Here is a 24,601-nt window from a genome sequence, read left to right on the forward strand (position 1 = left end):
CGTTTTATATTGATACGGTGTGCTTTTATACCGCAGCATAAGGCGTTTGTTGGTGATCCGGCTTCTTCAACAGCATCATCAAATACACCAGTGCCACACCCGCTATCATGATAAACAATAAATTATCTGAATAGCGCTGCATCAGCAGTGACGTCATTGTCGGCCCGGCCAGACTCCCGAGGGTATAGCTCATTAGTAACGCCTGATTCATCGCAACCAATTCATCAGCGCTGGCTTTTTCACACGCCCAGGCCATAGCCACCGGGTACAAAGTGAAACCCGCGCAGCCTAGAATAAATAATGCCGGTGCCATCGCGTAATTACCCAAGATCGCCACACTACCGAGAATGACGACAAACACTTGGATCCGCAGTACCAATAAGCGACCATAACGGTCAGCCATTTTCCCCATCGGCCATTGCCCAATAATCCCTGAACTGACCAGCAATGCCATCCACCACCCCACGCTGGCGTCACTCATCCCCTTATGGGACAAATACAAGGGCAGTAACCCATAAAGTGACCCTAAGAGCACACCGGAGATAATACATCCATTGATACCTAAACGGGCGCTACGGCGTTTTAACATGGGCCAAACCGCAATAGGCGATGACTCGCGACAACGCTGATGTGAGAACTGAGCAAACAGTAACGGTAACATCGCCGTAATCACCAACGCCCCCACCCACGGAATAACACTGAGCCGCTGTGTAGAGACCATACCCAGTAATAATTGCCCGATGACTGTCCCTAAATAGTAAACCATCATGTAGGCCGCCAGCAGTTGCCCGCGGTTAGTTAAGGTGCCACTGCGTAATAAAGCGCTTTCGACGATAACCCAAATCAGCGCGCAGGCAATACCCGCCAAAAAGCGCCAGCCCAGCCAGCTCCAAAAATCAACTGTCAGCATCAGCCCACAAGTTGCCAGTGCAAACAATATACAGGAGAAGTGATAACTGCGATTAAACCCGAGTTGCTGAATAAAGCGGCCTGCAATCAACGTTCCTACAAGATTACCAGTGAAATAAGATGAACTCACCATCCCCACTTGCCAGGTCGGCAACTGTTGATGTGATAGCCATAAGGGAACCAGTGTGTTTAAAACCGCGATAGAGATCGTGAACAGCAATAGCCCACAAAGCAGGAGTAGCACGGGACGAGAATATGCGGACATAGTAAGACAGAAGCCGTCGGGACAATAAAAGTGAGCGCATCATGCCACTGGCGATAAAAAAGTCAATTACCCATTGGGGAGGGATAGCACAATATGTCATTTGGCTATGATTTCAGTATTTATACGGAGGTATTATGACGGGCAGTGAGGGAGATGAACAAGAAAAGAAAAGCGCCCGCAGGCGCTTTCGCAATAGCAAATAACAGACGCGGCAATTAACTCATTAACCAATGTATTCCAAGCCACCCATATATGGGCGTAGTACTTCAGGTACTTGGATACGACCATCAGCCTGTTGGTAGTTTTCCAACACCGCCACCAAGGTACGCCCAACCGCCAAACCAGAGCCGTTCAGCGTGTGTACTAAACGCGTCTTTCTGTCAGTTTTGTTGCGACAACGGGCCTGCATACGGCGCGCCTGGAAATCCCACATGTTAGAACATGAGGATATTTCACGGTAAGTGTCCTGTGCTGGCAACCACACTTCCAGATCGTAAGTTTTGCTGGAGCCAAAGCCCATATCACCGGTACACAGTAATACCTTGCGGTATGGCAACTCCAGTAATTGCAGAACTTTCTCGGCGTGCCCCGTCAACTCCTCCAACGCAGCCATAGAATCTTCCGGACGAGTGATCTGCACCATTTCAACTTTGTCGAATTGATGCATACGGATCAAACCACGAGTATCACGGCCATAAGAACCGGCTTCAGAACGGAAGCACGGCGTATGGGCGGTTAACTTCAATGGCAGAGAGTCCTCTTCCAAAATTTCATCGCGCACCAAATTGGTCAGCGGAACTTCAGCAGTAGGAATCAAAGCATAGTTACTGTTGTCTGATTCTTCTGTCAACGGTTTAGTATGGAATAGATCTTCACCAAACTTGGGTAATTGGCCCGTGCCGTACAAGGTGGCATGATTAACCAGATAAGGGACGTAAGCTTCCAGATAACCGTGTTTCTCGGTGTGCAGGTCTAACATAAACTGAGACAGAGCACGGTGCATACGGGCAATTTGCCCTTTCATCACCACAAAACGTGCGCCGGTCAGTTTTACTGCCGCAGCAAAATCAAGGCCACCGGCCATTTCGCCCAGAGAAACATGATCTTTTACGTCGAAGTTATACTTGCGAGGCTCGCCCCACCGGCTGACTTCGATATTGTCACTCTCGTTTTTACCTACTGGTACTGAATCATCTGGCAGATTAGGAATAGACAGAGCCAAATCGCGGATTTCGTTTTGTAACTTATCCAACTCAGCTTTAGCGGCATCCAGTTTCTCACCCAGAGCATTAACTTCCAGACGTAATGGTTCGATATCTTCGCCACGCGCCTTTGCTGCGCCGATCAATTTCGATCGGGAGTTACGTTCTGCTTGCAGACTTTCTGTTTCAACCTGTAAAACTTTGCGGCGCTCTTCTTGTTGGCGCAACACCTCAACATCAAGTTTAAAACCTCTGCGAGCCAGTTTTTCGGCGACTGCGTCTAGCTCATTGCGCAGCATATTGGGATCGAGCATGCTAGTCCTGTGCTTGTAGTTATGGATATACCCTTTTAACTTGAGGTTGCTGCGGTATTAGCAGTTCCAGCTCACTCGAATCACTTGGTCTTCGTAAGCTCATCAAGATTCGCTGGCTGACTACCTGCAACGTCAATCATTAAGGGCATAAATGGTAATTAAAGAAGAATTTAACGATGTAAGTGATATAAACAACCACTTACCAAGTAGTTATAATGCTAACCTTACCGCAACAGCAAAGCTAGCGGTAGCGTTTTATCGGGCTATTTTTATCCTGTTCAGCTAACCATGCCAGCTTCTCACCGATTTTACCCTCCAGACCACGAGATGTTGGCAAATAGTAGCGGGTCGCCGCCATTTCAGGTGGAAAATAATTCTCACCCGCAGCATAGGCGTGCTGCTCATCATGGGCATAACGATACTCAGCTCCAAGCCCCATCTCTTTCATCAGTTTAGTCGGTGCATTACGCAAATGCTCTGGAACATCGAAATCGGGCTTATCGCGAGCATCCTGCATCGCAGCTTTAAATGCAGCATACACAGCGTTACTTTTAGGTGCGCAGGCTAAATAAACAATCGCTTGGGCAATCGCCCGCTCCCCTTCGGCTGGCCCCACACGGGTAAAACAATCCCAGGCCGATATCGCCACCTGCATCGCACGAGGATCGGCATTACCAATATCTTCTGATGCGATAGCCAACAAACGCCGGGCAACATAGAGCGGATCGCCCCCCGCGGTGATAATGCGCGCATACCAGTACAACGCAGCATCCGGTGCCGAACCACGAATAGATTTATGTACCGCCGAGATCAAATCGTAATAACGGTCGCCTTTGTTATCAAAACGGGCGCTACGCTCACCAGAGACTTCTTTCAGCAATTCTGGAGTCAACACACGGACGCCACTGGCATCTATTTCTGCCATGTCAGCCATCATTTCCAGGCTATTCAACGCCCGCCGAGCATCCCCGCCGACGAGTTCAGACATCATACGGCGAGTTTCATCGGGCAGTAAAATATTCTGCCCGCCGTAACCTCGACTGCTATCAGACATGGCCTGATCGATCACTTTCTCAATATCTGCTGCGGTTAGCGCTTTGAGCAAATAGACTCTGGCTCGCGAGAGCAATGCAGAATTTAGTTCGAAGGAGGGGTTTTCTGTTGTCGCACCAATAAAAGTGATAGTGCCATCTTCAATATGAGGTAAAAATGCATCCTGCTGGCTCTTATTGAAACGATGAACTTCATCAACAAACAAGATAGTCCGTCGGCCAGCATCGCGGTTTTGCCGCGCCCGCTCGATAGCCTCGCGAATCTCCTTAATACCAGAGGTCACTGCAGAAATCCGCTCAACATCGGCTTGACCATAACGGCCAATAATTTCTGCCAATGTCGTTTTACCTGTTCCCGGCGGCCCCCAGAGGATCATGGAGTGTAACTGCCCGGCAACGATTGCCCGCGGTAGCGGTTTACCCGGTGCCAGCAAATGTTGCTGACCAATATATTGATCCAACGTCAAAGGCCGCATACGCGCAGCCAATGGTTGAAACTCATTTTGGGAAAAATCGAGGGACATATTACTCACTCAGACCTCACTACCGCTGATCATCTAGCGTCACACCTTTTGGGGGAGTAAAAGTAAACTTACTGGCGTCAACCGAGCTACTTTGCTGACTTTTCAGTGTATAAGCACTGCGTTGACCATCTTGCTCAACGGCAGTAAAGCTTTTGATAGTGCCGCTCGGCGTCACACTTATTGCAAATTGCTTTAAATTACCGCTAGCACTTTTAGGTGTCAGTTCAAAATCATCGCCTTTCTGCTTAACATTATATTGCTTCCAGTCATCTGGGTTGTTGCGGGTAATCAACATAAACGGGGTGTTACCCGTCGCATTCTTCAACCAGGTGGCTGTGGCTTGTTCAACAAATGGGTTATAGAACCACAGCGTTTCGCCATCAGATATTAATACGCTCTCATCTGGTGATGTCATATGCCAGTTAAACAAATTAGGACGTTTTACCCACAGTTCACCCTCACCTTCCTGCACCACTGCCCCATCTGAACTGGTAACAGCTTGCGAGAAGCTGGCATGGAAGCTATTCACTTTACTCAAACGATTTTGTAGATCTGTGCTGGCATCCGCCAACGCAGAAGCTGAAATAAAACCCGACAGAAAACAGCAAGCAACAAGCAGTCTTTTCATTATTCTAAACACCTTATAAATTTCATTGCACCCCAACTGGGCTGCCACAAAGGCTGATTAATAAACACGTTCTCCCCGACCGACTTGAAGTTGCAGGGGGCGTTAATCTCGAACCTTTAACTTGCGTAAGGGCCGCAAAGCGGCCCTTCAGATATTAACAGAATTCGTCAGCACTACCGCGAAGTAACCCATTACTCATGGGGTGGTGGTGCCAGAACCTCACGATTACCATTATGGCCCGGTGTACTCACAATCTGCTGAGCTTCCATCTGCTCGATAATACGAGCGGCCCGGTTATAACCGATACGGAACTGGCGCTGTACACCTGAGATAGAGGCCCGGCGTTTTTCCAGCACAAAGTTCACTGCTTGATCAAACAAGGGATCCAGTTCTTCATCGCTGTCCAGACCAAGGCCACCGCCTTCGCCCTCTTCACCGCCACTGAGGATGCTATCAATATATTGCGGACGACCACGGGCTTTCCAGTCATTAACCACGGCATGCACTTCCTGATCACGGACAAACGCACCATGGACACGTACCGGAATTGAGGAGTTAGGGGCCATATACAGCATATCGCCCATCCCCAGCAGTGATTCGGCACCACCTTGATCAAGGATGGTACGCGAGTCAATTTTACTCGATACCGTAAATGCAATACGCGTTGGGATATTGGCTTTAATCAAACCAGTAATCACATCCACTGATGGGCGCTGTGTTGCCAGAACCAGATGGATACCGGCAGCGCGGGCTTTTTGAGCCAAACGAGCAATCAGCTCCTCCACCTTTTTACCCACCGTCATCATCAGGTCAGCAAACTCATCAACCATCACTACGATGTATGGAAGCTTCACCAACATTGGTGGTGAGATATCCATACTGTCAGAAGGTTTCCAGAACGGATCCGGGATTGGACGCCCCATGGCCTCAGCTTGTGCCACTCGCTCGTTGTAGCCTGCCAGATTACGCACACCTAAAGCAGACATCAATTTATAGCGGCGTTCCATCTCACCGACACACCAACGCAATGCATTTGCGGCATCCTTCATATCGGTAACCACCCCGGTTAACAAATGAGGAATACCTTCATACACTGACAGCTCCAGCATTTTCGGGTCAATCATGATAAAGCGCACGTCATCTGGCGTAGCTTTATACAAAATGCTGAGGATCATCGCATTCACCCCAACAGATTTGCCTGAACCGGTGGTACCTGCAACCAGTAAGTGAGGCATTTTAGCTAAATCAGCCACCACGGGTTGCCCGGCAATATCTTTACCTAGCACAATCGCTAATGGCGACGGGTTCTCACGGAACTTGGCGCAATCCAGAACTTCCCGCAGGTAAACTGTTTGGCGATGTTTGTTGGGTAGCTCTAAGCCGACATAAGGTTTACCAGGAATAACCTCCACGACACGTACCGCGATAGCCGATAAAGAGCGGGCTAAGTCGCGGGATAAATTGGAAATTCGCGACGCTTTAACGCCGGGTGCTAGATCCAGTTCAAACCGGGTAATGACAGGCCCCGGAGAAATCCCCACCACTTCAGCTTTAACCCGATAATCCCCTAACCGGGCCTCAACCAGCCGAGCGGTTTGTTCTAAAGCGAACATATCCACCGGTTCTTCTTCTGCTGGCGGAGAAGACAGCAAATCAAGCGTAGGCAATGGTGTCGTCGGTTTTTGCAACGGCTGGTCATTACGCATCAGGAAGGGATGGATCAAACTATCCATAGCCGCTGTCGGCTGTGAAAACGCTGGCGGTTGCGGAGATGACGATAGCGGTGCCGCGCTCACCGGTGCTGCATTCAGCGACGCAATGCTAGCGGGTGTAACGCTGGCTGATGTAACACTGGCTGATGTAGCACCGGCTGATATAACTACAGGCTGTGACACAGGTGCCGGTGTCGATTGGCCATATGTTGATTGACCATATGTTGGCGTATGGCTTGGCTGAGTTGGTGCGGATTGCCCCAAATGTGCCTGCTGCACGGATGGCTGATAAGTTGGCACTTGCTCAGGGTAATCTTGGGGGAGGGTTTCTTCTTCCCCTTCTAACTGCACTGGCTCATCAACATCTGTCTCATCAACATAAGGAGAAAGCGTGAACAGAGGCTCACGCGGGCTGTCATCGACTAAATCAGCAATCGGTGAGAAGGTAAAAGCCGTACTCGTATCAACCGAACGTATGTTGTCAACGGCGTTATCTGCATCCCCCGTAGATCCATAACGGTGTTGCTGTTGCGCGGCAAAAGCCTGACGTAATTCTGCCTCTTGCAAAGCCTGCTCATCTCCAAGATCGCTCACCTGCGAGGACGTAGTAGGCATTTCTGCCGCAGGTGACCGTTCTGTTACAGATGACTGTTCTGCTAAAGGTGTCTGTTCTGCTAAAGTCGATAACGCGTAACGTTCTGATTGCTGATCGGCAAACGCTTTGCGCAAGATAGCCTGCTGCAAAGCAGCATCTTCATCAGATGTTATTTCAGTACCGTAAGAAGATGCCGCCATCTGAGAATTTTGTGTTTCGTCACCATCACGTTCACGTAATTCCTGCTCTGCCATACGCTGCGAAGGCAGTTTGATGCCGAAGGAGGCCAGTTCACGCCGTGTTGGAATACGAACCGGATTTGGCCGTGGCAATTCAGGCCCGATACCTTGTTTTATTTGGGAACTGCTGTCACTGGTGGCCGTGAACGCAGGCATAAAAGTCGCTGCCACAGTACCAGATGCTGATACTGGCTTATTGGTCAGGCTTGTTGTGGATAAACCATCAATCTGCGCATCCAAGCCAGGGTTCATATACGGCGTACTTCCTACCGAAACATGCCCGCTCTGAACGCTATTTATCTGATGACTATCTAACTGACCACCAGTGCGCTGAATCGCCGAGAAATCGAATGGGGAATGAGACACTGGCGTTAGCGACATATCCCATGCGCCCAACTCAGGTTCAGGCCGTTCAGTTGGCGCATCAGCAAGTGTCTGAATTGGCAGTGACTCTTCTGGCAGTTCAAAAGAATACAGAGGAGGTGTTGCCGTATTGGCCATTACAGGTGTCGTACCATAGATCGCTGCCGCATCATGATTGAGAACCGGTTCAGCCGCTACGTCAGCGGTCGGAGACGATGCCGCGTCTTGAACGCTACAATCCGTAGCCCGTAACGGACTCAATAATGGGTCATACTCATCTTCTCTATTAGCTGCAACTAATGACCCATGCTCAGCAATACTGTCAGTCACCGAAGGAGCCGAGAACAAAACGTCATCATCTGTATGGGCTAACGCCGATGTAGCCACAACACCAGCACCTGCCGCGTTGTTTGAGATAACCCCCTTTTCTTGCCGGGCGATATCGCTGCCATCAGCATGAACATCGTCATGATAGCTATCTTCATCATCATAGCGCTCTTCACGACGGGAGCGGTTGGTGATAAATGTCAGTGAACCTAATACCGCTGCACCAATTTTCTCGGCAATCATCAACCATGACCAGCCAGTAAATAGCGTTAATCCCACCGCCCAAATACAAAGCAGTGTTAAAGTCGCACCGACACCGTTAAACCACGGCAACATGGCATTACTGAATAAGCTACCAATTACCCCACCAGAGGCAAAGTAGTAAAGGTCATCGATATTAAGTGCTGCCAGCCCACAAGACGTCAAAATCAGGGCTAGGGTACCAATCAGCCGTAATGAAAGGGCAAAGTAATCGAGATACTCATTGGCATCACGTTGGCGAAAAGCCGTCCAGCAAAATATCACCATGATGGGGGGGATCGCGTAGGCTAAAACACCAAAGGTGGAAAATAGCGTATCGGCCATCCAGGCACCGATACTCCCACCTAAATTATGGATAGGCTCATGCCATGCGGTCTGAGACCAGCTAGGGTCTGAGGGGTTGAAACTGACCAGCGCAACCATCAGGTACGCAGCCAAAATAGTAACCACAATCAACACAGCTTCAAGCAAACGACGGCCATTGCTGAGTTTTTTCAGGGTAACTTCTTTATCTTCTGTATATTCCTGGCTCAAGAAAGGCTCTCCAGGTTCCTGTTAACGGGTCTGAGCAACAACGCCGAGAAGCCTCCCCGGCGTTGAAACTGTATGAATAAACAGGAGTGTAACCAAATTACTCAGGTTTTGCACCTGCCCGTTTACCGAGTTTTAATAACCAAGCGGTTACTCTGCTTCACTTCTTCCATAACGACATAAGTGCGAGTGTCATTAACCCCCGGTAGGCGAAGCAAGGTTTCACCAAGTAATGTCCGGTAGGCAGACATATCAGGCACTCGGGTTTTCAACAAGTAGTCGAAATCACCTGAAACCAAGTGACACTCTTGAATTTCCTCAAGATTTTTAACTGCGGCATTAAATTGCTCAAATACATCCGGAGCACCACGATTCAGAGTAATCTCAACGATTACCAGCAATGATGCATCCAAATATTGTGGATTAAGCAATGCGGTATAACCATGAATGAAGCCCTGACGCTCTAAGCGGCGAACCCGTTCCAGACATGGTGTTGGTGACAACCCTACTCGTTTCGAAAGCTCAACATTAGAGATACGGCCATCCTTTTGTAATTCATTTAGGATGTTACGATCAATACGATCGAGCTCTTTCCCCGGGCGTTTCTTATTATCCATCATTTATAATCTCTCTTAATTTCTTTGAGTCTGTAACAGGCTCTGGCCGTAAAAGATCCCAGAGTCTGTTACAAACAACGACCCGCAGCCTGTTTTATGCAAATAGATCAACACGTTGTTATCTCACACCCTGTCTGTCCAACCGTATGCGAGCCACTCGATGATTATTAGCGTTGAGGAAGAGACAAGACACCATAAACACCAGCAGAAACTCCCCCCTACTGTTGCCCATGAACTTATTCCACATGCCATCCAGTATTAATCGAAAACATTCCAGGGTTTTCGATTGGCATCACTGATACCAAATCTGAAATCATAGCGCGCAGATAATTTCTTCTTCCTATGATGTTTTCGCAAATGCACAGCCGATTGTCAAAGTAAAAGAAGTTAAATCAGTAGAACGTGCCAGAATTAGCGCAACAGTCGTCGCCTCTGACCGATTTTTCTTCTTTTTTTTGACGATAAAATAGTACAAAAAAGCTTATAGAATTTCAGGAAAAATGTTGCCTATCGCCCTGTAAGCCACATATTTTATGGGGTCAAAGCAATTTTAGGTTTCTTTAGCCTGAACGTTGAGGTGGAATTTTGACCTAATGCATTAATGTTTTTAATTATCGATATTGCTAACTGTCAATTCTTAATACACTTAGTTTAATAAATAGGCTTTACCTATCAAACAAATTGCTAACAACATTTTTGTTTGCTTTTTTTAATGTCATATTTTCCCTACAATCACTCACATTATCCGCCATTGTGGGAAAGAGGTATTCATGAGCACGGTTAAACATAGCAAATTGATTATTTTGGGTTCTGGCCCTGCGGGTTACACCGCGGCAGTTTATGCCGCACGTGCCAACCTGAAACCAGTATTGATTACCGGGATGGAAAAGGGCGGGCAGTTGACCACTACCACAGAGGTAGAGAACTGGCCAGGTGACCCTGAAGGTTTGACCGGGCCAGCACTGATGGAACGTATGCACGAGCATGCTGAAAAATTCCAGACAGAGATTATTTTCGACCATATCAGCAGCGTAGATCTGCAAAACCGTCCATTCCGCCTGTTCGGCGATGGGGCGGAATACACTTGCGATGCCCTGATTATCGCAACGGGCGCTTCTGCCCGTTACTTAGGGATGGAATCAGAAGAAGCCTTTAAAGGAAAAGGGGTTTCTGCCTGCGCGACCTGTGATGGTTTCTTCTATCGTAACCAGAAAGTTGCCGTTGTCGGTGGTGGGAACACGGCGGTTGAAGAAGCACTGTATCTGGCGAATATTGCCGCTGAAGTCCATTTAATTCATCGTCGCGACACGTTCCGCTCAGAAAAAATCCTGATTGACCGCCTGATGGAAAAAGTGAAGAACGGCAATATCGTGTTGCACACAGACCGTACGCTGGATGAGGTTCTGGGTGATGACATGGGGGTAACGGGGATACGCCTGAAGACAACCCACAGTGATGAGACCGAAGAGTTAGCCGTTGCCGGTGTGTTCATCGCTATCGGCCATAGCCCTAACACCGGTATATTTAGTGGCCAACTGGCGTTGGAAAATGGCTATATCAAAGTGCAGTCTGGCCTCCAAGGCAATGCCACACAGACCTCAATTCCTGGTGTGTTTGCTGCCGGTGATGTGATGGATCATATCTATCGTCAGGCTATCACCTCCGCGGGAACTGGCTGTATGGCAGCACTGGATGCAGAGCGCTACCTAGACGGGTTGGCAAACGATAAATAACGCCCTATTCCATTGGGTTTTTATTGCGACTGGTAACACCGTTTCACCTCGCTCTATACGGGTGGCCACATGAGCCGCCCGCTTTTTTATCTGCTTTATTGTTGGGTATCCACATCCCAATAAAAAACAATCAATTAGTTATTTTCATTTTGACATGCGGCGACTATCACAAACTCATTTTTTTTCACAAATGCAATTGTTTTTACAAGCATAATTATTTTCACCTCGGGTCATGACAGGGTAAGATTACTCCTCGCTGGTTTGCTCACTCAAGGGTGACAAACATTTTTGATATTTTTATCCTCAAAGTAATTGGAGTCGCAAGTAGGCTGCAAGCAAACGAACCCCGATGAGCAGGTACCAGTCGTGCTTAGAATGAGTAAGCGCCGCTTAGTATACAAAGGGGATATCACTCTTTTATGTGCAGACAAGTCATCTTATGAATAAGACAAGACAGTATGAGTTGATTCGTTGGCTGAAAAAACAAAGCGCCCCCGCGCAACGTTGGCTCCGCCTATCCATGTTACTCGGCCTGCTTAGTGGGCTATTGATTATCGCTCAGGCGTGGTTGTTAGCCACCCTGTTGCAATCTCTCATTATCGACAAATTATCCCGTGCGACACTGACCACAGAGTTCTACCTGCTGGCAGGCGCATTTGCCTCGCGTGCGGTGATCAGTTGGCTGCGTGAGCGGGTGGGGTTTATTTGTGGTATGCGAGTGCGTCAGCAGATCCGTAAAGTGGTGTTAGACCGGTTAGAACAACTGGGGCCATCGTGGGTGAAAGGTAAACCGGCCGGGAGCTGGGCAACAATAATTCTGGAACAAATTGAAGATATGCAGGAGTACTACTCCCGCTATCTACCACAAATGTATCTGGCGGTATTTATCCCGGTACTGATATTAATTGCCGTCTTCCCCATCAATTGGGTTGCGGGCCTGATCTTGTTTGTCACCGCCCCCCTGATCCCCATATTCATGATATTGGTCGGGATGGGGGCCGCAGATGCTAACCGGCGTAATTTTGTCGCATTGGCAAGATTGAGCGGTAACTTCCTTGATCGCTTGCGTGGGCTGGATACGCTACGTTTGTTTAACCGCGCCAAAGCAGAAACCGACCAAATTCGTGACTCTTCGGAAGATTTTCGCAGCCGAACAATGGAAGTACTACGTATGGCCTTCCTCTCTTCTGCTGTCTTGGAGTTTTTTGCCGCCATCTCCATTGCCGTAGTTGCCGTCTATTTTGGTTTTTCCTATTTAGGGGAACTGAATTTTGGTAGCTATGGCTTCGGCGTGACGCTGTTTGCCGGTTTTTTGGTGCTAATACTGGCGCCTGAATTCTTCCAACCCCTTAGAGACTTAGGGACGTTCTATCATGCTAAAGCACAAGCTGTCGGTGCGGCTGAATCGTTAGTGACATTTTTAAGCAGTGAGGGAGAAGCCATTGGTCAAGGCGAGAAACAACTGAACGGTAAAGAGGCCATCGCCCTTGAGGCGAATGAGCTGGAGATCCTGGCACCCAATGGTACCCGTTTAGCTGGGCCACTTAATTTCTCACTGCCAGCAGGCAAACGGGTTGCCATTGTTGGCCAGAGTGGTGCGGGGAAAAGTTCGTTGCTCAATCTATTGTTGGGTTTTTTGCCTTATCGCGGCTCGCTAAAAGTCAACGGTATCGAATTACGTGAACTGGAACCACAAGTCTGGCGTAGTCAGTTGAGTTGGGTAGGCCAAAATCCACATCTACCGGAACAGACGCTGGCCGCCAATATTTTACTGAGGCAACCTAATGCAAGCGAGCACCAACTGCAACACGCGGTGGAACGGGCTTATGTCGATGAATTTTTGAAGGATTTACCTCAAGGGCTGAATACTGAAATTGGCGATCATTCGGCACGTCTTTCGGTTGGGCAAGCCCAACGTATTGCCGTCGCCAGAGCATTATTAACCCCATGTCGTTTATTGTTGTTGGATGAGCCCACCGCTAGTCTTGATGCCCACAGTGAGCAGTTGGTGATGAAAGCGCTGGAAGAGGCCTCCCGCGCGCAGTCTACCCTGCTGGTCACTCATCAGTTGGAGGACACGCTGGGTTATGATCAAATCTGGGTGATGGATAACGGCCGTCTAATTCAACAAGGTGATTACTCCACCCTTAGCCAGTCAGCTGGTTCATTTGCCAATCTGCTGTCTCAGCGCAATGAGGAGCTTTAATCATGCGCGTACTTCTTCCATTTTTGGCGCTTTATCGCCGTCATTGGTTCTTGATTTCTCTTGGCATTGTATTGGCTATTGTAACGTTGCTGGCCAGTATTGGCCTACTGACGTTATCGGGTTGGTTTCTTGCCGGAACCGCTATTGCGGGGCCTGCGGGGTTATATACGTTTAACTACCTGTTACCCGCCGCAGGTGTCCGAGGTTCGGCAATTATCCGTACCGCAGGCCGCTACGCTGAACGGGTCGTCAGCCACGATGCCACGTTCCGGGTACTGACGCATCTGAGGATATTTGCCTTCCAGAAGATCTTACCTCTCTCTCCTGCCGGTATTGCCCGCTTCCGTCAAAGTGAGTTGCTGAATCGCCTGGTTGCTGATGTCGATACCCTCGACCACCTCTATCTCCGGGTGATATCACCGCTGGTAGCAGCCTTGGTGATTATCGCTGCGGTAACGTTTGGTTTGAGCTATCTGGATCTTAATCTAGCATTGACACTCGGGGGAATACTGCTCGGCTTACTGCTCTTGGTGCCCTTGATTTTCTATCGCGCCGGTAAGCCTATCGGCAGTGACCTTACGGACTTGCGTGCGCGTTATCGTTCACAGCTTACATCTTGGTTACAAGGGCAAGCTGAACTCTTGGTTTTTGGCGCATTACAGCGCTTTCGTGCTTCACTTGAAGAAATTGAACAACATTGGATGGCGCGTCAGAAACAGCAGGCGTCGCTGGCGGGCTTAGCACAAGCCCTGATGATTTTAGCCTCCGGCCTTACGGTCACACTGATTATGTGGTTAGCCGCAGGGGGAATTGGCGAGGATAACCAGCCGGGTGCATTTTTGGCCTTGTTTGTTTTTACTTCGTTAGCTTCGTTTGAAGCGCTGTTACCCGTTGCTGGTGCGTTCCAACATTTGGGGCAAGTCATCGCTTCAGCAACCCGTGTGGGTCAGCTAATGGAACAAAAACCTGAAGTGACATTCCCCACCAACGGTCCAGCACCAACCTCACAGGTCGCGCTGGAAGTAACAGGGTTGAGTTTTACTTACCCACAGCAGCCGTTACCCGTTTTGCAAAATATATCGCTGTCCCTGGCCGCTGGGGAGCATATTGCGCTACTTGGCCGTACGGGTTGTGGTAAATCTACACTGTTGCAATTGTTAACCCGTGCCTGGGATGCCAGTCAGGGCCATATCATGCTGAACGGGCAACCACTAGCATGCTATGACGAGGCGGCGTTGCGCCAGATGATAACTGTGGTTAGTCAGCGTGTGCATATTTTCAGTAGCACGTTGCGTGAAAATCTATTACTGGCCTGCCCCACAGCTTCCGATGAACAACTGAAAAAAGTATTGGAACAAGTAGGTCTAACCAATCTACTGGATAACAGCGAAGGGTTAAATGCCTGGATGGGGGATGGAGGCCGGCCTCTATCCGGTGGTGAACAACGTCGTTTGGGCATAGCTCGCGCATTACTACACTCGGCTCCGTTGTGGTTGCTTGATGAACCAACCGAAGGGCTGGATGCGGAAACTGAACAGCAGATTCTGGGGCTGTTACGTGAACATTGTCAGGATAAAAGCCTGATTATCGTCACTCACCGCTTGTATGGATTGGAATATATGGACCGTATCTGCGTAATGGATGGCGGTAAAATTGTTGAACAGGGTGATCACCACCAGTTGTTGCAAAACAAAGGGCGCTATTACCAATTCCATCAGCGGCACTGAGCCATCAGCGGAACGAAGAAAATAGCCGCATTGGCAACCATGCTGTGGTAGATGCAGATATAAAGTCAATTGGCAGCTAACATTAATAAAAGCTGCTGAACCAAAGCGATACTATCAGTTATTGAGACCCAGATAGCGTGTCAGTGCTATAAATATTTGTCAGTGCCATTAAGGAAGCTTATGCGCGTCACACAGCTCTCATCACAGTCATTTATTTTTCCCTCACCTGAGCTGGCTCTGCGCGAACCAAACGGTTTATTGGCATTAGGGGGGGATCTCACTGCTCCTCGCCTACTGGCGGCCTACCAGCGGGGTATTTTTCCCTGGTTTAATCCCGGAGAGATGATTTTATGGTGGTCGCCAAATCCCCGAGCCGTATTATTCCCAGAAGATTTACACATCAGCCGGAGTATGCGGCGTTTTATTCGTCATTGCCCTTATCGTTTTACCCTCAATCACGCTTTTGCTGATGTGATTAGCGCCTGTGCCACAGAACGTGATGAAGGGACATGGATTGGCCATGATGTACAACGAGCTTACTGCCAGTTGCACGCTTTGGGACACGCCCATTCGCTGGAAGTTTGGTTGAAAAACGAACTGATTGGTGGTTTATATGGCGTTGCTGTTGGCGCAGTGTTTTGCGGCGAGTCGATGTTCAGCAGGGCTGATAACGCTTCAAAAAGTGCATTAATGGTTTTTTGTCATCATTTTACCCGTCATGGTGGAGAACTGATTGACTGTCAGGTCCTCAACGCTCACACTGCGTCGCTGGGTGCGATTGAAATCCCACGCAACTTTTTTTTGCAGCAGTTGAGTCAACTCCAGTTTAGTCCACTACCGGCTGAATGCTGGTTACCGCAATCGTTGAGTTTTTCATCCGCGATGCAGTAAAGATCAATCGTTCAAAAACACCCCATATTAGGCTTTCTCCCCTCTTGCCGGCAGACTAATTTTGCTGAAATAGTGCGATGAACGCCAACACTTCTTTACATAATGTGGGTTTTTCGGCATTATCTTGCCGGTTAAAAACTAAGGTAGTTACACCTAGAGGATTCGATGGCCAAAGAAGACAATATTGAAATGCAGGGCACCGTTCTTGATACGCTGCCGAACACCATGTTCCGCGTTGAATTGGAAAACGGGCACGTGGTAACCGCTCATATCTCCGGTAAAATGCGTAAAAACTATATCCGCATCCTGACGGGTGACAAAGTCACTGTAGAGCTGACCCCGTACGACCTGAGCAAAGGCCGCATTGTCTTCCGTAGCCGTTAATCGGCTAATCTGTCGTTAGTGATGACTAGCGAGCTCTGAGGATGTAGTCCCCCCTCCGGCGCCCTTCCCATTTATGGCAAGGGCGTTTTGCGTTATCTTTTATTTGCGGCAAATAACCGGATGTAAAAAACAGGCTGAACGTAAAATAATCACCATCTCCCGAGACGGTGCTTTGAAAGCTGGCAATAAAAAGGGCGAATGCTGTTTTAGCTATCGCCCTTTATTTTTATACTGACCCGTCCTAAATAGCGTTTTTTTAACCGACTAACTTAATGAACTGCCCCTTCAGTTTTACGCTTTTGCGCGCTCTGAAATTCATAAGCCAGTTGTTGTTTCTCTTTATCCAGATTAACCGTAACCGAGCCACCGTCAACCAGGGAACCAAATAACAACTCATTCGCCAGTGGTTTCTTCAGATTCTCCTGAATAACCCGGGTCATTGGTCGGGCCCCCATCGCTTTGTCATAGCCTTTCTCAGATAACCAATCGCGCGCTTCATCACTGACTTCCAGTGACACGCCTTTAGCATCTAATTGCGCCTGCAACTCAACGATAAATTTATCGACCACCTGCTGGATAACCGCAGGAGACAAATGGTTGAACCAAATAATATTATCTAACCGGTTACGGAACTCCGGTGTGAATATTTTTTTGATCTCTTCCAGCGCGTCAGTGCTGTTATCCTGCTGTTTAAAACCAATGGAGGTACGCTGCGTTTCCCGTACACCCGCGTTGGTGGTCATCACCAAAATGACGTTACGGAAATCGGCTTTACGCCCATTGTTATCGGTCAGTGTACCGTTATCCATCACCTGCAATAACAGATTAAACACATCAGGATGCGCTTTTTCAATTTCATCCAATAACAACACAGCATGAGGATGTTTGATCACTGAATCAGTCAATAACCCGCCCTGATCGTAACCAACATACCCAGGAGGCGCACCAATCAGGCGACTGACAGTATGGCGCTCCATGTATTCAGACATATCAAAGCGGAGCAATTCGATGTCGAGCGCTTTAGCCAACTGCACCGTAACTTCGGTTTTACCTACCCCCGTAGGACCTGCAAACAGGAAAGAACCGACGGGTTGACGCTCGTGACCTAACCCTGCACGGCTCATTTTGATCGCCTCAGATAGCGCATCAATCGCCTTATCTTGACCGAATACCAACATGTTTAGGCGATCACTCAGATTTCGTAGGACATCGCGGTCACTGGCAGAAACCGTTTTTTCCGGGATACGGGCAATACGGGCTACCACCGATTCGATATCCGAGACATTGACCGTTTTCTTGCGTTTATTCACTGGCATCAGGCGGCTACGTGCACCGGCTTCATCAATGACATCAATGGCTTTATCCGGTAAATGGCGGTCATTAATATATTTAACCGATAATTCAACCGCAGCACGTATTGCTTTCGCGGTGTAACGCACATCGTGGTGCGCTTCATATTTTGGTTTCAGGCCATTAATAATTTGAACCGTCTCTTCTGGTGTAGGTTCGATGATATCAATTTTCTGGAAACGACGTGCCAGCGCGCGATCTTTCTCAAATATATTACTGAATTCCTGATACGTCGTGGAACCAATAACCCGGATCTTACCACTGGAAAGCAGAGGTTTAATCAGATTCGCGGCATCCACCTGACCACCAGAAGCCGCACCAGCGCCAATGATTGTGTGGATTTCATCGATAAACAGGATGCTGTCTTTGTCATTTTCCAACTGCTTTAGCAGCGCCTTAAACCGTTTTTCAAAGTCACCACGGTATTTGGTACCCGCCAGCAATGAACCGATATCCAATGAGTACAGCGTACATTCGGATATGACTTCAGGAACATCACCTTGCACAATACGCCAGGCCAACCCCTCAGCAATAGCGGTTTTACCAACACCTGATTCCCCCACCAGCAGCGGGTTGTTTTTACGTCGGCGACACAGTACCTGAATAGTCCGCTCCAGCTCTTTATCGCGCCCAATAAGCGGATCAATGCCGCCAACACGGGCCAGTTGATTTAAGTTTGTGGTGAAGTTTTCCATACGGTCTTCCCCGCTGGCCTGCTCTTCACTCGCCGAGCTATCAACATTCGGCGTCTGGCTAGGCTCGTCCTTACGGGCACCATGGGAAATAAAGTTCACGACATCCAAGCGGCTGACATCATGCTTACGCAGCAGGTAGGCCGCCTGAGACTCTTGTTCACTGAAGATGGCAACCAACACGTTCGCGCCGGAAACCTCATTACGGCCCGATGACTGCACATGGAAGACCGCACGTTGTAGTACGCGCTGAAAACTGAGCGTTGGCTGGGTATCACGCTCTTCTTCACTGACAGGTAGTGTTGGTGTAGTTTGTTCGATAAACGCTTCTAATTCCTGGCGTAACGCCACCAGGTCAACCGTACAGGCCTCCAACGCTTCCCGCGCGGCTGGATTGCTCAGCAATGCCAGCAATAGGTGCTCCACGGTCATAAACTCGTGTCTGTGCTCACGCGCTCTGGCGAAAGCCATATTAAGACTGAGTTCAAGTTCTTGATTGAGCATAGGCACCTCCCAATAATTGCCTTAATCAGGCTTTTTCCAGCGTACAAAGCAGTGGATGCTCGTTCTCCCTGGCGTATTGATTTACATGGGCGACTTTTGTCTCTGCCACTTCAGCAGTAAAAACACCACAAATCGCCTTTCCTTGATAATGCACATTGAGCATCAGCTGTGTTGCACGTTCAATATCATAAGAAAAGAACTTTTGCAGAACGTCAATCACAAATTCCATCGGTGTGTAATCGTCGTTGTTAAGTATCACTTTATACATCGAAGGCGGTTGAAGCGCTTCGATTTGTTTATCTTTGACTAAATGTTCAAAATTCAGCCAGTCGTTGTTCTTGCCCATTGCCTGCCCATCGTTTTACTGAACCCCACAGGAGCAATACCTCACTCCGGTTATAAGACCATTTCATACAGATATCTATCATTATTTTAACATCACTTATGCCATAACGCCGCCAAAGAAAAAAACGCCAGCGTTTGCGCAAAAAAACGGTAAAATTGTAACCAAATAAGCGCAATAGCGTTAGCTACATCAAACTTTGAAGAACGCCTTCCACCAGACAAAAGCCGTTCTCTTGACGTTAAGGCCATTTCCACTAGAGTGTATTTTTGTGAGCTGTTGGAGTTTTAACCAACTCGCGTTCACTTTAACCAGTGATTACCTCATCTCAAACTAGAATAGCCTTGCGAGGGACGTAGAAGTATGGAGACGGGTACTGTTAAATGGTTCAACAACGCCAAAGGTTTTGGCTTTATTTGCCCTGAGGGCGGTGGCGAAGACATTTTCGCTCACTATTCAACTATCCAGATGGATGGTTACCGAACATTAAAAGCCGGCCAAATAGTTAACTTTGATGTTCATGAAGGCCCCAAAGGGAACCATGCCAGCCTGATTGTTCCGCTAGAGTTAAATAGTGTACCACCGTTAGACGGTGTATCACCGCCGGAACTCGCTATACTGGCCTGACACCACGTGACCTGCCAGCCATATCCAAAGATATCGTTGAGTTACGTTAACTGCGCTGTTCATCGCAACTCAGCGCATTGTGATTCATACCTGTACTTTTGATTCAAAATGCCAGTCAATGACGACTGGCATTTTTATTTTTTCTACTTCGACTACCCTAATAGAAGAGTACGAACAGAGAGCCGTTGTTTATCTTCTATTCACGGGCTAATGCTATTCATGAGCTAATGCTATTCACGAGCTAACGCATCAATCGGGTTAAGCCGTGCGGCACTGCGGGCAGGCAAATAGCCAAACACCACGCCAATCACTGTCGAACATAAAAATGCACTGAACAATGCCATGGGGGGGAAAGCAATACGCCAGTTAGGCAAGAACATTTCCACAATCAGCCCTATGGCAAAGGATAATGTTATTCCGAGCGCCCCGCCTATCAGGCACACCAGAACCGCCTCAATCAAAAATTGTTGCATAACGTCGCTGGAACGCGCCCCCACCGCCATACGGATACCGATCTCGCGCGTCCGCTCGGTTACGGAAACCAGCATAATATTCATCACGCCTATTCCACCAACCACCAGTGAAATAACCGCCACCAACGTCAGAAACAATTGCATTGTCTGCGTTGTTTTTTCAGCCGTCTGCAACAGACTATCCATATTATAAGTAAATATATCTTTTTTGCCGTGACGTAAGGTTAACAACCTGACCAACTGCTGTTCAGCCTCTTTACTGCTGTACCCCTCTTTAATCCGGATCGTGATGGAATCAAAGTAAGATCGCCCCATCAAGCGGCTGGCCATCGTACTGTAGGGTACCCACACCCGCAGTGCTTTATTGCTGCCAAACATCGATTGTTTTTCTTTCGCCACACCAACCACTGTAGCAGGCATATTGCCCACCAATATCACTTGCCCAACCACATCGTTCATATGAGGGAACAGGCGGCGTTGGGTATTGAGGTCAATAACCACTGTCTGGGCCTGCCGCTCAACCTGTTCGCGGGTGATAGGTGCCCCCTGTTCCATCGCCATACCGAATACCCGAGAGTACTCGTCACTGACTCCCAAGACACTGGCTGCCACATCAATATTGCCAAACCGCAGCCGCATGCTGCCGCCAATAGAAGGAGATACCGCACTGACGTAAGATTGAGCTTTCAATGCCGCCATATCGTCATGTACCAACGCTTGGCGGGTACTGGGGTCATCATCACCAAAATCTTTACCGGGATAGATCTCAATGGTGTTCGTACCGATAGCGCGGATATCCGCCAAGACAAGCTGCTTCGCGGCATCGCCTACAACCAGTATCGATACCACCGACGCAATACCAATAATGATACCTAGCATCGTCAGCGCGGTACGCATTTTATTGGCCGACATGGCGCGCCAGGCCATTAACAGAGCCTCACGAAAACGGCCAACCAGTTGCTGCCATGAAGGTGCCGCTGGCGTTAGACTCATCAGTTCCGCCGCCGCTACGGCTTGCCCACTTTTTGAGCCTGAGTCGGCCATAATACGGCCATCTTTGATCTCAATGACCCGCTCAGCCTGCGCAGCAACTGTGGGGTCATGAGTCACAATAATGACCGTATGCCCCTGCTGTTGTAGTTGTTTCAGGATAGCCATCACCTCGACACTAGAATGGCTATCCAATGCGCCAGTAGGCTCATCGGCGAGAATAACTTGCCCACCATTCATCAACGCCCTGGCAATACTGACACGTTGTTGTTGTCCGCCGGAAAGCTGATTAGGCCGATAACTCACACGTTCACCCAGCCCCAACCGGGTCAACAACATGTTTGCTCGCTCGCGGCGCTCATTTTTACCTAACCCAGCATAAACCGCCGGGACTTCCACATTATGCGCGGCACTAAGATGCGGAAGCAGGTGGTAACGCTGGAAAATGAAACCAAAATGTTCACGGCGTAGTGCCGCCAACGCATCGTCATCCAACTCATCAACATTCTGCCCAGCGACACGATAAATACCGGCACTGGGTTTATCCAGACATCCCAAGATATTCATCAAGGTCGACTTACCCGAGCCGGAAGCGCCAATAATCGCGACCAGTTCACCCGCATTGATGGTCAATGAAACATCCTGCAATACATCGACAATTTCTTCGCCAGATTGATAACTACGGCGGATGCCTTCTAATTCAAGCAATGCCGCCATTATGCCTCCACCGCGCCACCGCGGCTGACGATGACGTCTTCGCCGACACTCAGCCCGCTAATAACCTGAGCATCGACATTATTACGAATACCGATGGTCACTTCACGCTTCTCTTCTTTACCCTCTTTCAGGACCGTAACCTGATAGCGATTACTCCCTAACTCATCACCCAACGCTGCCAGTGGGATCACCACGGCCTGCTCTATATTGGCTAGCTGTATAGATACCTGAGCCGTCATTTGCAACCGCAATAATCTGTCAGGATTTGGTACTTCAAAACGTGCTGAATAAAAGATGGCGTCATTTACTTTCTCTGGCGTTGGCAGAATATCTTTTAGTACGTCAGAAAAACGCTTGCCGGGATCGCCAAGTACCGTGAACGAGGCTTTCATCCCCGGTTTCAGGTTGATAACATCTGCTTCTGATACCTGCGCTTGCACCAACATGGTACTCATATCGGCCAGTGTCAGAATATTGGGCGCTTGCTGTGCGGCAATCACCGTCTGACCTTGCAACGTGGTGATTTGCACAACATCACCATCCATCGGTGCAGAAATTTGGGTGTAATCCAGATTAATTTTGGCCGTATCTAAACTGGCTTTCGCTTTGTTGATTTGGGCATCAATCGTGCCAACTTTCGCGTTTTTAACCGCCAAGTCTGTTATCGCCTGGTCCAAATCCTGCCGTGATACCACCTGTAATTTAGCCAGATTTTGTTGACGACCGAGCGTAACCGTTGCCAATTGTAATTCGGCCTTCGCCTGTATCCGTTGTGCGTTCAAGTCCTGTAATGTTGCTTCCACTTCCTTAATTTGGTTTTGCGCCTGCTGTGGATCGATCATCGCCAGCAATTGCCCCTGCTTAACGTGATCGCCAATTTCTACATACAGTTTTTCCAACTGACCACTGACCTGCGCACCCACATCAACTTTACGAACCGCATCGAGCTTACCGGTTGCCAATACATTTTGCTGCAGATCACGGTGAACCACTTTGACTGTTTGATAGCTAACGGGGGCGGGTGCCATCAGATTCCTGGCGATGAAAAAACCACCGATAAGCAATACCGCAGTGGCGGCAAGCCACCGACACTGACCTCTACTGAGTTGCATCAAATCAATTACCTTCCCTATTCTTATTTCCATGGCAGTTAAGTGGTTGAAAAATGGATCATATCAACACAAAGAAAATATGCCTGTTGAAAATACCATTAAAAAATCTCATTTAGCTAAACCAAGCGCCTGGATCTATCGCACCACGGCACAAAATATTAGATTTATTGATATTTTGTTTAGCTCTTACCTGTTTCAATACCACTGGTAAAACAGTAATTAGACGGATTTAATCATGCGAGTTATCAGTAATACACAATTAAAATCTGACGATATCAATCATTGGAGACTGATTGTATTGTTATGCAAAGGCAGTCCGATATTCAGTGATTCGTGGCAAGAATGGAAGTTTCGGCTTAAATTTATCATCCGGGCATCAATTAGCCCAAGACTAACACTTAAGCTACTGATACTAATAACAAAACAACCTTTTTCACATAGCCTTCTACGCGCACAACCCGATTTACCGTGCAAATTACATCGCCCCTATCTGAGCCACACCTTCAATAACCACCAGAAACTGGGTGTCTTATGTGATCACTTTCAGCTAATCACTCAATGTATGCCGAAAGCATTACATTACAACTATTTACATCGTTCACCTTATAAACTGGTAACGTTAACCGGCAAAGGCGGCGAAAAATATTCCCTTTATTTGGGCATAATACCAAAGCTCAATAAAGAGGGAGAAATTACGCTGATGTTGGCCAATGAGCAACGACAAACACTGGCGTTGATCACTTTCAGTTTATTTTATTATCAGCAGCAAAAAACATTATTTATTGGCGGCTTACAGGGTGCTGATAATAAAACACCTCACCGTGAAATTCAGGGCTGTACTAAAGCGTGCCATGGTTTATTCCCAAAGCGTTTGGCGCTAGAGGCTACCTGTTATCTGGCTGAACTAATGGGAATAGAACAAATTATGGCGGTAGGAAACTCCACTCATATCTATCAACATTGGCGTTATCGGGCGAAGAAAAAAAATAAATTACATGCAGATTATGATGGCTTTTGGCTCTCACTCGGTGGTAACCCAGACACTGAAGGGCATTTCAGATTACCCACCAGAATTGCCCGTAAACCTCTCACCGATATTGCCAGCAAAAAGCGGGCAGAATATCGTCGTCGCTATGCGTTCCTGGAGCAATTAGAAACCGGGTTAGCCACACATTTTATGTAAACGGCTTAATCGAATTACGTGAGCGATTTAAATTACGTGAATGACTTAGCAAGATATATCTAAAATAATTCGAGTTACAACGGGGTCCCACAGAGACGAGGCCCATGGACGGGCCGGGTAACGAACGCAG

Annotated in this window: 18 protein-coding genes; 8 read left to right on the forward strand and 10 right to left on the reverse strand. The window is 48.2% G+C overall.

What is annotated here, in order from left to right:
- Positions 1-25: 25 nt before the first annotated feature.
- The 6 genes from AC971_RS00310 to lrp all read right to left on the reverse strand — a co-directional run bounded on the left by AC971_RS00310 (position 26) and on the right by lrp (position 9,542).
- Positions 26-1,174, reverse strand: a complete 1,149-nt coding sequence (locus tag AC971_RS00310) for an MFS transporter (protein WP_025383301.1) — start codon at positions 1,172-1,174, stop codon at positions 26-28.
- A gap of 223 nt (positions 1,175-1,397) precedes the next feature.
- Complete coding sequence (serS, locus tag AC971_RS00315) at positions 1,398-2,690, reverse strand: serine--tRNA ligase (RefSeq protein ID WP_025383300.1); 1,293 nt, start codon at positions 2,688-2,690, stop codon at positions 1,398-1,400.
- A gap of 241 nt (positions 2,691-2,931) precedes the next feature.
- Positions 2,932-4,275 carry a replication-associated recombination protein A gene (locus AC971_RS00320; protein ID WP_038402183.1) on the reverse strand — a complete coding sequence of 448 codons (1,344 nt, stop codon included), beginning with the start codon at positions 4,273-4,275 and terminating at the stop codon, positions 2,932-2,934.
- Positions 4,276-4,285: 10 nt separating this feature from the next.
- Positions 4,286-4,894: an outer membrane lipoprotein periplasmic chaperone LolA gene (gene lolA, locus AC971_RS00325; RefSeq protein ID WP_025383298.1), complete on the reverse strand. Its 609-nt coding sequence runs from the start codon at positions 4,892-4,894 to the stop codon at positions 4,286-4,288.
- Between the two features lie 191 nt (positions 4,895-5,085).
- Entirely contained in the window at positions 5,086-8,925 is a 3,840-nt protein-coding gene (locus AC971_RS00330) for a DNA translocase FtsK (RefSeq protein WP_025383297.1), read from the reverse strand.
- A 122-nt stretch (positions 8,926-9,047) separates the two neighbouring features.
- Entirely contained in the window at positions 9,048-9,542 is a 495-nt protein-coding gene (lrp, locus tag AC971_RS00335; protein WP_025383296.1) for a leucine-responsive transcriptional regulator Lrp, read from the reverse strand.
- A 767-nt stretch (positions 9,543-10,309) separates the two neighbouring features.
- Between lrp and trxB the strand changes: the two genes are divergently transcribed.
- The 5 genes from trxB (at position 10,310) to infA (ending at position 16,480) form a co-directional block, all read left to right on the forward strand.
- The gene (gene trxB, locus AC971_RS00340; protein ID WP_025383295.1) at positions 10,310-11,272 is read left to right on the forward strand and encodes a thioredoxin-disulfide reductase; all 963 of its coding nucleotides are present in this window, start codon (positions 10,310-10,312) and stop codon (positions 11,270-11,272) included.
- Between the two features lie 439 nt (positions 11,273-11,711).
- Entirely contained in the window at positions 11,712-13,478 is a 1,767-nt protein-coding gene (cydD, locus tag AC971_RS00345; protein ID WP_025383294.1) for a heme ABC transporter permease/ATP-binding protein CydD, read from the forward strand.
- Between the two features lie 2 nt (positions 13,479-13,480).
- The gene (cydC, locus tag AC971_RS00350) at positions 13,481-15,205 is read left to right on the forward strand and encodes a heme ABC transporter ATP-binding protein/permease CydC (protein WP_025383293.1); all 1,725 of its coding nucleotides are present in this window, start codon (positions 13,481-13,483) and stop codon (positions 15,203-15,205) included.
- Between the two features lie 180 nt (positions 15,206-15,385).
- The gene (aat, locus tag AC971_RS00355) at positions 15,386-16,096 is read left to right on the forward strand and encodes a leucyl/phenylalanyl-tRNA--protein transferase (protein ID WP_025383292.1); all 711 of its coding nucleotides are present in this window, start codon (positions 15,386-15,388) and stop codon (positions 16,094-16,096) included.
- 165 nt (positions 16,097-16,261) lie between these two features.
- Positions 16,262-16,480, forward strand: a complete 219-nt coding sequence (gene infA, locus AC971_RS00360) for a translation initiation factor IF-1 (RefSeq protein WP_002211347.1) — start codon at positions 16,262-16,264, stop codon at positions 16,478-16,480.
- A gap of 269 nt (positions 16,481-16,749) precedes the next feature.
- Here the strand turns inward: infA and clpA are convergent, their stop codons facing one another.
- Complete coding sequence (gene clpA, locus AC971_RS00365) at positions 16,750-19,026, reverse strand: ATP-dependent Clp protease ATP-binding subunit ClpA (protein ID WP_025383291.1); 2,277 nt, start codon at positions 19,024-19,026, stop codon at positions 16,750-16,752.
- A 25-nt stretch (positions 19,027-19,051) separates the two neighbouring features.
- Entirely contained in the window at positions 19,052-19,372 is a 321-nt protein-coding gene (gene clpS, locus AC971_RS00370) for an ATP-dependent Clp protease adapter ClpS (protein ID WP_002211349.1), read from the reverse strand.
- A 360-nt stretch (positions 19,373-19,732) separates the two neighbouring features.
- Between clpS and cspD the strand changes: the two genes are divergently transcribed.
- Positions 19,733-19,996, forward strand: coding sequence for a cold shock-like protein CspD (gene cspD, locus AC971_RS00375; RefSeq protein ID WP_002211350.1), 264 nt, complete (start codon positions 19,733-19,735; stop codon positions 19,994-19,996).
- A 230-nt stretch (positions 19,997-20,226) separates the two neighbouring features.
- On the opposite strand, the gene macB is transcribed toward cspD, so the two are convergent.
- Complete coding sequence (gene macB / locus AC971_RS00380; RefSeq protein ID WP_025383290.1) at positions 20,227-22,176, reverse strand: macrolide ABC transporter ATP-binding protein/permease MacB; 1,950 nt, start codon at positions 22,174-22,176, stop codon at positions 20,227-20,229.
- The gene (gene macA, locus AC971_RS00385; RefSeq protein ID WP_025383289.1) at positions 22,176-23,288 is read right to left on the reverse strand and encodes a macrolide transporter subunit MacA; all 1,113 of its coding nucleotides are present in this window, start codon (positions 23,286-23,288) and stop codon (positions 22,176-22,178) included. Before macA ends, macB begins: the two co-directional genes overlap by 1 nt.
- A gap of 31 nt (positions 23,289-23,319) precedes the next feature.
- Here macA and AC971_RS00390 point away from each other — a divergent pair, with 31 nt between their 5' ends.
- Together AC971_RS00390 and AC971_RS00395 are read left to right on the forward strand one after the other, a co-directional pair.
- On the forward strand, positions 23,320-23,499 hold the full coding sequence (locus tag AC971_RS00390) for a hypothetical protein (protein WP_025383288.1): 180 nt from the start codon (positions 23,320-23,322) through the stop codon (positions 23,497-23,499).
- Between the two features lie 24 nt (positions 23,500-23,523).
- The gene (locus AC971_RS00395; RefSeq protein ID WP_025383287.1) at positions 23,524-24,471 is read left to right on the forward strand and encodes a VirK/YbjX family protein; all 948 of its coding nucleotides are present in this window, start codon (positions 23,524-23,526) and stop codon (positions 24,469-24,471) included.
- Positions 24,472-24,601 lie beyond the last annotated feature (130 nt).

Origin of the sequence: Yersinia similis, assembly GCF_001053095.1 — a bacterium.
Classification (GTDB): Bacteria; Pseudomonadota; Gammaproteobacteria; order Enterobacterales; family Enterobacteriaceae; genus Yersinia; species Yersinia similis.